This window comes from Lysobacter sp. CA196, from assembly GCF_052078695.1.
GTDB lineage: Bacteria > Pseudomonadota > Gammaproteobacteria > Xanthomonadales > Xanthomonadaceae > Lysobacter.
The window spans coordinates 71,105-82,421 of sequence record NZ_JBQJIN010000024.1 but is presented as its reverse complement, the minus strand read 5'-3'; the positions used below and the strand labels follow the sequence as shown (position 1 = coordinate 82,421).

The window sequence follows — 11,317 nt, the reverse complement described above, 5'->3', positions numbered from 1 at the left end:
GAAGCTTTACAGGCGGCCGGTGAACTTCTCTATTGAGGACGTGCTTGCGGTGGGGTGATGCACTTGGATGTTGACTCCGCCTAACCAAAGAAGTTGCTTTGTTTTGAATCACAGGCCCGCGCGAGCGTTGCCGACGCAGGGATCTACATTCGGGACATCCCCGTCCCGATGAAAAACGGCGCGCATCCCTGCGCGCCGCCCTCCGGATCTTCTATCGCTTTCGCGAGTGCAGCACAGCAACAGCAACAGCAAGAAATAAAGCCACTGCCACAGAAAAACTGAAGCCGTAGCCGTAGCGAACTGAAGCTGGAGCTAAACGCGACCGCGCTGTCGCGCAACCCCGTCAAGCCACCGGCTTCGAGCTGCGCAGCAAACTGAAAGCGAAGCCCGCCACGATCAGCGCGCCGGCCACCAGCACCGCCCACAGCAGCCACGAACGCCAGTCGCGTTTCGGTTCCAGCGGCACCAGGGCGGTGGCGCCGGCCAGGGGTGCGGGTTCGCCCAGACTGGCTTCGGCCGGTTGCCAATCTTTGCCGCGGGTCTGCCGCAGGGCTTCGATCAGGTGCGCTAGCGGAGAATCGGCACGCGCGGTGCGGGCACTGCCGGCCACCAGGGCGTACGGCGGTGCGCCCTGGGCCAGGAACACCGCGACCTCGGGCCGATAGCCCAGGCGCAGCGTCGGTTCGCTCGGCACCGCGGCGTCCGCGCGCAAGCGCCAGTGACGATCGCGCACGATCGCGGCGAGTTGGCGCGCGGCCGAGCGGTCGCCCTCGCCCTGGCCGGCGACGCGGAACGCCATCCACGGGCCGGCCTGCGGACGCCAGCCTTGTTCGCTGTCGTCGCGGCTGTCGAGGCGCCATTCCAGAGCGTGATTGCCCGGCAGGGCGACGTCGATCTGCTGGATCGGAAAGCGCCCGTCGAGTTCGTATTCGAAGGCGACCTTGCCGTCCTTCTGTTCGACCCGCCGCCCTTTCAACTCGCGCCATTGCAGCGGCGCGGCGGCGGCGTTGCCGGCCAGTTCGGCGCTGACCGCGCTGATCTGCGCGGCGGCCTTGGGGTCTTGCGGGGTCAAGCGCAGATAGCGCGCCTGCTCGCCCACGCTATCGAAGACGATGCGCCGCTGCAGCAAACGCTGCCCGCCGCGTTGCAGGTCGACCAAACGACCGCTGCTGCCGAGGCTGCGCCATTGGTCGAGGTCGTCGCTGGCCTCGACGCTGTAGGCGGCGTCGAGCGCGGCACCCGGCGCCCATTCCAGTTCGAGCGCGAGGATCGGCCGGCGCAAGCGGCTGGCATCGATCAACAAGGCGGTCTGCGGCAGGCGCGTGGTGTCGCTGGCGGTGCTGCGCGCTTCGACCCGGCGCAGGCGGCCGTCGGTCTCGACTTCGCTGATCAGCTCCCAACCCTGGGTCGCCGAGTCCGAAGGCGAGGCCGGCAAGGCGAACCACGGCAAGGCGACGCGCTGCGGTGCACGCGCCAGCGGTTGTTCGGGCGTGAGTACCGAAGCCGGTACCGGCGTGCCGCTGCCGTCGAGCACGTCGATGTCGCGCAACTGCGGACTTTGCGCCTGCCGATAGACGTTCTCGTCGAGCACCACGCGATAGGCGCCGCCGTCGTCGCGACTGAGGTTCAAGGGCCATTGCCGCGCGTAATCCTCGCGCGGGCCGGCCCAGGCCGACAGCGGCAGCACGATGAGCAGCAAGGCGCTGCGGCGGAACCCGGAAATCATACTCATGACATCGTGCTCATGCCTGGGCCTCGTGAGTGTCGCGCGGATCGCGGTCGGGACGCGTGTCGTCGAACGGCGGCGCCGGCGCACCGGGCGGCGCCGGGGCGAAATAACCGACCAGGGTGCACAGCAGGCCGTAGGCGATGAACGAGGCGATGCCGAGCAGGTTGCCGAGATGACCGCGATCGACCAGCACCAACTTGGCCAGTACCACCGCCATCAACACCGCGCCGGCCAACCACAGGCCGCGCTGGCCGCGGCGCGAACCGGCGATCCAGCCGGCCACGCCGAGCACGCTCCAGACCACGGTCAGGCTGGTCTGCACCAGGCTGGTCGAGAACATCGACGACGACCACGCCACGCCGCCCCAGTAGTGCGCGCTGCGCAACACTTCGACCGTGATCAGGACGAAGCCGGCAGCTGCGAGCAAGGGCACGCGGCGGCGGCGCAGTTCGTCGCCGACCAGCGGCGACGCCAGCCATGCGCCGAACACCGTCAACACCGCCCATTGCATCAGGCCGAGCGGATTGAGCAAAGGCAGCCACATCAGCGGATGCGGGTTGGCCGGAGTAGCGAGAGTGAAGCCGATCGCCAGCGCCAGCACGATCGCGAACGAAGCCAGCAACGGCGCACGCCAAGCGGCGAAACGCTGCGACAGGGGCTGTGCGACCAGGCCCGGGCGCCACAGCATCGCCGCCGCCATGAACAGCATCGGCAGCAACAAAGCCGCGACGGTCCAACCGGTGCCAAGCACAGGGATGCCGTTGTGCTGCCACAAGGTCAACACACGCAGCAGGGTCACGCCGATCGCCAGCGTCCACGCCCACCACCAGCCCGAATGGGCCAGGCCGAGTTCACCGCCGGCGCGTTCGCGCAAGCCGATCAGGGTGCGCCAGCCGAGCACCGCATACAGCGCCCAGGCCAGCCAGCCGAATCCGGCGAGCGGATAGTCGTGCAAATCGGTCTGCACGAACAGCAAGGGCAGCGCCGACAGCAGGGCGAACATCGCGGTCAGCGACAAGGCTTTCCAGCTGTGGCGACGGAACACTTCCGCGGCGATCCAACCGCTGGCGGCGGTCAGCATCAGCACCGCATCGGCGCTGTGGCGGTCGGGGACGAAGTCGGCGATCTCGCTGCCGGCCGCACCGAGCCACCAGGCCAGGCCCCACAGGTAATACGGCAAGGCCGGCCCTGGGCTGTCGCTGCGACGATGGCTCCAGGCGCTGGCGAAACCGGCGATGGCGATCAGCAGGGCGCCGGCGAAGCTGGCGTTGAGCAGCGGTACTTGCGCGTCCCAGACCGCGTCGCTGGCGCCGATGACGAAGGCGAATGCGGCCGCGCCCTGCAACAGGAAGCCGACCAGCTGCGGCAAGCGACGCTGCTGGCGCAAGCCCAGCCAGACCATCGCCGCGCCTTCGAGCGCGAACACGCAGGCGGTGGCCTCGGCGGCGAGCGCCAGCGGAATGGCCAGGGTGGCGAAGCCCACGGCGAGCAAGGCATACGGCGTCGACAGCTCGATGAAGCGCCGATCGCGACGCAGCCACCATGCCAGTGCCGCATACAACGCGCCCAGCCCCAGCGCGCAGAACGCCAGCGGCATGCGATCGCCTTCGAGCAAACCGGCCTGCAGCGAGAACGCGACCAGCGGCGTGCCGAACACCAGGCAGCCGTCGATGAGGTCGCGGTGCCCAGCCGGACGCTTGCGCGCGTACAGCACCGGGATCAACAGATAGAAGGCGAAGAACAGCAGCAGGAAGGGCTCGGTGGTGGAGAAATGCTCGGGGCGGTACTTGAGCACGCCCCACAAGGTGCCGATGCCCCAGGTGAAGACGAAGCCGAGCAGATTGAGCACCCGCCACGGCCGCCACCAGGCGATCGCGAAAATGCCGGCATTGAGTACGGCGTAGTAACCGAACAGGGCGACGTGGTTGCCGGAACCGGTCGACAGCCAGATCGGCGCGAGGAAACCGGCGAGGATCGCGAACACCGCCAACGCCATCGCGTTCTGCCTCACCGCCAGTACGCCGGCCCCGGCCACCAGCACCACGCTGATCGCGAACGCCGCGCCGGCCGGTATCAGCTGGTACAGCTTGAAAGCGGCGAACACCACCAACAGCAGCACGCCGATCGCGCCGCCCTGCAGGCTCAGGGCGAAACTGCGCTTGCGTTCGCGCTGGCGCCAACCGAACACCAGCCCCGCCATCGCCGCGAGGGCGACGCCGGCCAGGCGCAGCTCGATCGGCAAATGCAGCCAGCCTTGGTCGGTGGCGTACTTCAACAGCGCGGCGACGCCGGCGAACAACACCAGCATGCCGACCTTGACCGGCACATTACCCTCGGTGAACCAACGCCGCAGCCAACGCGCGGCGACGGTGAATACGTCCGGCGGCGGCGGTGCGGCAGGCGCGCGCCAGGCCGCAGGCGCGGCGCGCGCAGCGGCCGGGCGGGCGGCGACGTCCTGCGGTATCGGCGGCGGCACGCTCGCGGCCGGCGACGGCGTGGGCGCCGAGACCGGGGCAACGGGTTTGGCTGGAACGACCGCAGGAGGAACAACCGTGCTGACAGGCGGCGGACGAACCGGCGGCGCTGTCGGCGGCGGCGCTTCGCGCGCGATCCGCTCGGCCAGGGTTTCGTCCCCGCGCTGGCCGGACCTGGCCGCGCTCAGCGACTCGGCTTGCTGCGCCACGCGACGCTCGAGTTCGGACACGCGCGATTTCAGTCCGGCGACTTGCATCAGCGCCACCACCAGCAGGACCGGCACCAGCAACAACCCCAGTGCCACTAAAACGATCAGTGCTTCCATCACCCGTCCCTGTTCCGTGCATCGTGCGCTTGGTCACGAACGTTACACCAAGCCGCAAGCCTTGAAGGACAAGGCTTCACGCATTCTATACACAGCTTGTTCACCACATATCGCGTTGACGGAATCGATAAACCACACTATGTTGTGCCCGTCGGTGCCGATCGCGAGATTGGCTCAATAGGGAAGCCGGTAAGGACGCAGCCAGCGCGACGTCCAAAGCCGGCGCTGCCCCGCAGCGGTATGGGAAACGAACGCTACCAAGCACTGGACGCGCCTCGCGCCTGGGAAGCGGTAGCCAGTAGGAGACGCGAGTCGTCGTGTCCCGAGCCCGAAGACCTGCCGACAGCCGCGCGTTGCACACCGCGCGGTACCGGCCCAGGAGTCTTCGGGGGAAGACGGCCGGTGTCGCAGCACGATGGCTTCGCTGTCGTGCTCGTTCCGTTGCGGCGCCGCCACGCGCGCCGACGCGGGATGCGCCCGTCTCGGGCCGCGCGACACCTCGCCTGCAAGCCCCCGAGTTCCGCGCCCGCGGGGGCACGGCCGTGCCATCGACGACGCCGCTGCGCGGCCGGTCGCCGATGGCGCGTCCGCGTTCTCCGCGCGTCGCCCTTCGCGGGAAGGTCGGCGACCCGTGCACCCACGCCCCGGAGTTACGCCATGACCACGCTCGCACCCGAATCGTCCGCCGCCTCCCCCGCCGCCGACACCGCCGCCAAACCCGCCCGCGACCCGCAAGCCGACACCGGTTTCGCGCTGACCCCGCCCGCGGCCAACCTGACCATGAGCGTGACCAAGCGCAACGGCCGCCGCGAGCCGGTCGACCTGAACAAGATCGTGCGCGCGGTGACCCGCAGCGGCGAAAACCTGTACGCCGTCGACCCGATGCGCGTGGCCACCCGCACCATCTCCGGCCTGTACGACGGCGCGACCACGCGCGAACTCGACGAGCTGTCGATCCGCACCGCCGCCCTGCTGACCGCCGAAGAACCCGAATACGGCCGTCTCGCCGCGCGCCTGCTCGCCGGCGTGATCGAGAAGGAAGTCGCCGGCATCGAGATCCATGCGTTCTCGCAGTCGGTCCAGCGCGGCTTCGACCTGGGCCTGATCAACCAGCGCCTGCTCGACTTCGTCCAGGCCAATGCGCGCAAGCTCAACGACGCGATCGACCGCAACCTCGACGCCAAGTTCGATTACTTCGGCCTGCGCACCCTGTACGACCGCTACCTGCTGCGCCATCCGACCGCGCGCACCGTCATCGAGACCCCGCAGCAGTTCTTCCTGCGCATCGCCTGCGCGCTCAGCGAAGACGTCGGCGACGCGCTCGCCCTGTACCGGCGCATGGCCCAGCTCGACTACATCCCGAGCTCGCCGACCCTGTTCAACGCCGGCACCACCCACGAGCAGCTGTCGAGCTGCTTCCTGCTCGACTCGCCCGACGACTCGCTGGAAGCGATCTACAAGCGCTACATGGACGTGGCCAAGCTCAGCAAGTTCAGCGGCGGCATCGGCCTGAGCTATACCCGCATCCGTTCGCGCGGCTCGCTGATCCGTTCCACCAACGGCCTCAGCAATGGCATCGTGCCCTGGCTGAAGACCCTCGACGCCTCGGTCGCCGCGGTCAACCAGGGCGGCAAGCGCAAGGGCGCGGCCTGCGTCTACCTGGAGCCGTGGCACGCCGACATCGAGGAATTCCTCGAACTGCGCGACAACACCGGCGACGAAGCGCGCCGCACCCACAACCTCAACCTGGCCAACTGGATTCCCGACGAATTCATGCGCCGGGTCGAGGCCGACGCCGACTGGTCGCTGTTCGACCCGTCCAAGGTGCCGCAGCTGACCGACCTGTGGGGCGAAGCCTTCGACCGCGCCTACCACGCCGCCGAAGCGGCCGGCCTGGCGACCAAGAAGGTCAAGGCGCGCGACATCTACGGGCGGATGATGCGCACCCTGGCGCAGACCGGCAACGGCTGGATGAACTTCAAGGACAAGTCCAACCGCGCCTCCAACCAGACCCTGCGCGACGGCAACGTCATCCACTTGTCGAACCTGTGCACCGAGATCCTCGAGGTCACCTCGCAGGACGAGACCGCGGTCTGCAACCTCGGCTCGATCAACCTCTCGCACCACGTCGAGATGTACGACGATCCCAGCTCTAATAAGGGCGTGGGCGCGTTCGATTTCGACAAGCTCGCCGAGACTGTGCGCTTGGCCGTGCGCCAGCTCGACCGCGTCATCGACCTGAACTTCTATCCGATCGAGACCGCGCGCCGCGCCAACCTCAAGTGGCGCCCGGTCGGCCTGGGCTCGATGGGCCTGCAGGACGTGTTCTTCAAGCTGCGCCTGCCGTTCGATTCGGAGCCGGCGCGCAAGCTCGCCCAGGAGATCGCCGAGGCGATCTACTTCCACGCTCTGTCGGCGTCGAACGAGCTGGCGATGGAACACGGCAAGCACCCGTCCTTCGCCGATACCCGCGCATCGATCGGCGAACTGCAGTTCGAGGCCTGGGGCGTCACCCCTTCGCAGCCCGAACGCTGGGACGCGCTGCGCAAGCGCATCGCCGAACACGGCCTGCGCAACTCGCTGCTGATCGCGATCGCGCCGACCGCGACCATCGCCTCGATCGCCGGCTGCTACGAGTGCATCGAGCCGCAGGTGTCGAACCTGTTCAAGCGCGAGACCCTGTCGGGCGACTTCCTGGTCGTCAACAAGTACCTGGTCGAAGAGCTCAAGAAGCTCGGCCTGTGGACCGCGGAGATGCGCGACCGGATCAAGATGGCCGAAGGTTCGATCCAGTCGGTGAACGAAGTGCCGGATGCGCTGCGCCAGGTCTATCGCACTGCGTGGGAGCTGCCGATGCGCTCGCTGATCGACATGGCCGCCGAGCGCGGCGCGTACATCGACCAGAGCCAGTCGCTCAATCTGTTCATCGAGAGCCCGAACATCGGCCAGCTCAGCTCGATGTACATGTACGCCTGGAAGAAGGGCCTGAAGACGACGTACTACTTGCGTTCGCGCCCGGCCACCAAGATCGCCAAGACCACGGTCAGCGCGCCGGCGGTCAGTGCACCGAAGCCGGAATACACCACAGACGAGGCGATCGCCTGTTCGCTGGAGAACCCGGAATCTTGCGAGGCTTGCCAGTAATCCTCCGACCCATCCAAAGCTTCATAGCTTTAGTCCCTCTCCCGTTTACGGGAGAGGGGTTGGGGTGAGGGCAAGCGCATCGCCCAGCTCGCGCAATCGACGATCCTCGCGCGCCCTCATCCGCCCTCCGGGCACCTTCTCCCGCCCGCGGGAGAAGGGATAAGCAACCTCTCCCGCATTCGGAGAGGACAGTAATCCAAGGAACCACCATGTCCACCGATTCAAATCGCCTGCTCCTCGATCCCGGTTTCGATCTCACCCTGCGGCCGATGCGCTATCCGCACTTCTACGAGATGTACCGCGATGCGATCCGCAACACCTGGACCGTCGAGGAAGTCGATTTCTCCCAGGACGTCAACGATCTCAAGCACAAGTTCGGTCCGGCCGAGCGTCACCTGATCGAACGCCTGGTGGCATTCTTCGCCACCGGCGACAGCATCGTCTCCAACAACCTGGTGCTGAACCTGTACCAGCACATCAACGCGCCGGAAGCGCGCATGTATCTGTCGCGGCAGCTGTACGAGGAAGCGCTGCACGTGCAGTTCTACCTGACCCTGCTCGACACCTACCTGCCCGACCCGAACGAGCGCGCCAAGGCTTTCGACGCGGTCGAGAACATCCCCTCGATCCGCGCCAAGGCCGAGTTCTGCTTCCGCTGGATCGATTCGATCCAGGGCCTGCAGCGCATCGAAACCCGCGATCAACGCCGCCAGTTCCTGCTCAACCTGATCTGCTTCGCCGGCTGCATCGAAGGCCTGTTCTTCTTCGCCGCCTTCGCCTACGTCTACTACCTGCGTTCGCGCGGCCTGCTCAACGGCCTGGCCTCGGGCACCAACTGGGTGTTCCGCGACGAGAGCTGCCACATGGCGTTCGCGTTCGAGGTCATCCGCACCGCGCGCGAGGAAGAGCCCGACCTGTTCGACGCCGACCTGCGCGCACAGGTGGTGAAGATGTTCGAAGAAGCGGTCGAGTGCGAATACCAGTTCGCCCGCGACGTGCTGTCCGGCGGCGTGGTCGGCCTGTCGCTGAAGGACATGCGCCAGTACCTGGAATATTGCGCCGACCAGCGCATGGCCCAGCTCGGCATGCCCAAGCACTTCGGCTCGACCAACCCCTTCGCCTTCATGGACCTGCAGGACGTGCAGGAAGTGACCAACTTCTTCGAGCGCCGCGTCTCGGCCTACCAGGTCGGCGTGCAGGGCGAAGTCGCGTTCGACGAAGCGTTTTAAAGCAAGAGTGAGAAATCAGGAGTGAGGAATGAGTAGAGCGGCTCCGGCCCCTGGCTCGCTCCTCACTCCTCTAAACTCACTCCTCATTCTTCACCCCTCTAAACTCATTCCTCAAATGATCGAAGCGCGCATGACCGAGATCGTCTTCCCCGACCACACCAACCACCTGGGCACGCTGTTCGGCGGCCAGGCGCTGGCGTGGATGGACAAGGCCGCCTTCATCGCCGCCTCGCGCTATGCCCGCCGCACGGTGGTCACCGCACGTTCGGAGCAGATCGATTTCCACACCGCCGTACCGAAGGGCGCGCTGGTCGAGCTGGTCGCTCGGGTGGTCGAGACCGGCCGCACCTCGATGCAGGTCGAAGTCGAGATGCACAAGGAAGACCTGCTCTCGGGCGAGTCGCAACTCGCCACCCGCGGCCGCTTCACCATGATCGCGCTCGACGTCGACGGCAAACCCACGCCGGTCCCGCCGCTGCCGCGCTGAGGCGCGCGGCCAGGACGATCAGGGCGCCGTGCCGGGCGTCTCCGACTCAGGCACGATCGTGCCCGAGCACTCGCCGCTCGGCTGCTCGCACAGCACCAGCGCGCGATACGACAAGCCGGCCCAACTGCGGCGCAAGCGCATTCCCAGCCGCGGTCGCTGCCGCAAGGACTCGTACAAAGACTGCGAGGTCTCGATGTAGCGCGAGCGATCTGCGCCATCGACGGCCGCGCCGTCGACGGTCGTGCCCTCCGGCTCGAAGCGGAAGCTCACCGTGACGCCCGGGCCGCCGTTCTTGCTCCAATGCGGTTGCCAATGCAGGTTGGCGGTCTTGCCGACGATCCATTCCTCGCGCCCCCAACGCGCGTTGTAGCGGTCCACCGACCAACCCAGCGCCATCCACATCGCGATCAGCACCATCAGCAAGGGCACCGCCGCAAGCAAGCGCCAAGCCCGCAGACTCGGCCGACGCCCCAGGCGATAAGCGCCCCAGGCCAGGCCGGCGATCAGCAGCAGGTTCCAGGCCCGCCACAAGCCGCTGGGTTCGACCGCCACCGGCCCACTCCCCTCGCTCAGCATCAACATCGTCATGATCAGGGCGACGGTAGCCGCGACGCCGATCAGGATCACGCTCATGACCTTCCATTCGGCCATCGCGACAGGGAAATGCTCGTTGACCGGGTCCTGCGTCGCGACGACTTCTTCCTGCTCGGGCATCTGCGCTCCATCGCCGCACCCTGCGGCCCACGCCAGCGTTACAAGGAGTGCGCGCGGAAGCAAGTTGCGGATATTTCGCCCATACCGCGCTGCCTAGACTCGTGGCACCCCCTTCGATGGAACCACCACATGCGTCTGGACGATTACCGCACCCTGGGCCGCTCCGGCCTGCGCGTCAGCCCGCTCTGCCTCGGCACGATGACCTTCGGCAACGACTGGGGCTGGGGCAGCGATGCCGACGAGGCGCGCAGCGTGTTCGACGCCTACCTCGAACGCGGCGGCAACTTCATCGACACCGCCAACCTCTACACCGGCGGCAGTTCGGAGCGCCTGATCGGCGAATTCGCCCGCGGCCGCCGCGACGCGTTGGTGATCGCGACCAAGTTCTCCCTGTGCATGAACCCGGGCGACCCCAACGCCGGCGGCAACCACCGCAAGAACCTGCGCCAGTCGGTCGAAGCCAGCCTGCGCCGGCTCGGCAGCGACTACATCGACCTGCTGTATCTGCACGCCTGGGACACGACCACGCCGGTCGAGGAAGTGATGCGCGGCTTCGACGACCTGGTCCGCGCCGGCAAGGTCTTGTATGCGGGCGTGTCGGATCTTCCGGCCTGGCAGGCCGCACGCATGCAGACTCTGGCCGAGCTGCGCGGCTGGTCGCCGCTGATCGCCCTGCAGACCGAATACAGCCTGGCCCAGCGCGACAGCGAGCGCGAACTGCTGCCGATGGCGATCGAACTCGGGCTCGGCGTCACCGCCTGGTCGCCGTTGGCCTCGGGTGTATTGAGCGGCAAGTACACGCGCGCCGACCTCGATGCAGGCCATGCCGAAGGCCGTCGCGCGGTGGCGATCGGCAACGGCGCGCTGACCGAACGCGCCCTCGGCATCGCCGAGACGGTCAAGGCGGTCGCGACGGAACTGGAACGACCGCCGGCGCAGGTCGCCTTGGCCTGGTTGCTGCGCCAGCCCGGCGGCGTGGCCCCGGTGATCGGCGCACGCACCCTGGCGCAGTTGCAAGAGAACCTCGGCGCACTCGACATCGAACTCGACGACGCGCAACGACGCCGGCTCGACGACGCCAGCGCGGTCCGGCTCGGCTTCCCGCACGATTTCCTGGCCCTGCCCGGCATCCAACAAGTGATGTTCGGCGGCGCGCGGATCGAACGCCGCTGGTAAGTCGCTAGCGCCGCGGTCGTTTTCGGCCGCGGCGCTTG

General features: G+C 67.4%; 7 protein-coding genes and 1 riboswitch. Of the genes, 4 read left to right on the top strand and 3 right to left on the bottom strand.

Annotation, left to right across the window (positions count from 1 at the left end; all coding sequences use genetic code 11):
* Positions 1–343 precede the first annotated feature (343 nt).
* A complete protein-coding gene (locus ACTOWK_RS18355; protein WP_441331537.1) occupies positions 344–1,732 on the bottom strand; it encodes a DUF3999 domain-containing protein in 1,389 nt (462 codons plus the stop codon).
* A gap of 10 nt (positions 1,733–1,742) precedes the next feature.
* Positions 1,743–4,529, bottom strand: coding sequence for a DUF2339 domain-containing protein (locus ACTOWK_RS18350; RefSeq protein ID WP_441331536.1), 2,787 nt, complete (start codon positions 4,527–4,529; stop codon positions 1,743–1,745).
* A gap of 135 nt (positions 4,530–4,664) precedes the next feature.
* Positions 4,665–4,887: riboswitch (cobalamin riboswitch) on the top strand.
* 299 nt (positions 4,888–5,186) lie between these two features.
* Between ACTOWK_RS18350 and ACTOWK_RS18345 the strand changes: the two genes are divergently transcribed.
* From ACTOWK_RS18345 to ACTOWK_RS18335, 3 genes are all read left to right on the top strand, one after another.
* Complete coding sequence (locus ACTOWK_RS18345) at positions 5,187–7,673, top strand: ribonucleoside-diphosphate reductase subunit alpha (protein ID WP_441331535.1); 2,487 nt, start codon at positions 5,187–5,189, stop codon at positions 7,671–7,673.
* 209 nt (positions 7,674–7,882) lie between these two features.
* Positions 7,883–8,902 carry a ribonucleotide-diphosphate reductase subunit beta gene (locus ACTOWK_RS18340; protein ID WP_441331534.1) on the top strand — a complete coding sequence of 340 codons (1,020 nt, stop codon included), beginning with the start codon at positions 7,883–7,885 and terminating at the stop codon, positions 8,900–8,902.
* A gap of 115 nt (positions 8,903–9,017) precedes the next feature.
* On the top strand, positions 9,018–9,389 hold the full coding sequence (locus ACTOWK_RS18335; RefSeq protein ID WP_441331533.1) for an acyl-CoA thioesterase: 372 nt from the start codon (positions 9,018–9,020) through the stop codon (positions 9,387–9,389).
* An 18-nt stretch (positions 9,390–9,407) separates the two neighbouring features.
* Here the strand turns inward: ACTOWK_RS18335 and ACTOWK_RS18330 are convergent, their stop codons facing one another.
* Complete coding sequence (locus ACTOWK_RS18330) at positions 9,408–10,103, bottom strand: hypothetical protein (protein WP_441331532.1); 696 nt, start codon at positions 10,101–10,103, stop codon at positions 9,408–9,410.
* A 129-nt stretch (positions 10,104–10,232) separates the two neighbouring features.
* On the opposite strand from ACTOWK_RS18330, the gene ACTOWK_RS18325 reads away from it, so the two are divergent.
* Entirely contained in the window at positions 10,233–11,279 is a 1,047-nt protein-coding gene (locus ACTOWK_RS18325) for an aldo/keto reductase (protein WP_441331531.1), read from the top strand.
* The last annotated feature ends 38 nt before the right edge of the window (positions 11,280–11,317 follow it).

What these genes read in the sequence shown, in the direction of transcription:
- ACTOWK_RS18355 (WP_441331537.1), bottom strand. Translation starts at nt 1,732, where the DNA reads ATGAGTATGATTTCCGGGTTCCGCCGCAGCGCCTTGCTGCTCATCGTG.
- ACTOWK_RS18350 (WP_441331536.1), bottom strand. Translation starts at nt 4,529, where the DNA reads ATGGAAGCACTGATCGTTTTAGTGGCACTGGGGTTGTTGCTGGTGCCG.
- ACTOWK_RS18345 (WP_441331535.1), top strand. Translation starts at nt 5,187, where the DNA reads ATGACCACGCTCGCACCCGAATCGTCCGCCGCCTCCCCCGCCGCCGAC.
- ACTOWK_RS18340 (WP_441331534.1), top strand. Translation starts at nt 7,883, where the DNA reads ATGTCCACCGATTCAAATCGCCTGCTCCTCGATCCCGGTTTCGATCTC.
- ACTOWK_RS18335 (WP_441331533.1), top strand. Translation starts at nt 9,018, where the DNA reads ATGATCGAAGCGCGCATGACCGAGATCGTCTTCCCCGACCACACCAAC.
- ACTOWK_RS18330 (WP_441331532.1), bottom strand. Translation starts at nt 10,103, where the DNA reads ATGCCCGAGCAGGAAGAAGTCGTCGCGACGCAGGACCCGGTCAACGAG.
- ACTOWK_RS18325 (WP_441331531.1), top strand. Translation starts at nt 10,233, where the DNA reads ATGCGTCTGGACGATTACCGCACCCTGGGCCGCTCCGGCCTGCGCGTC.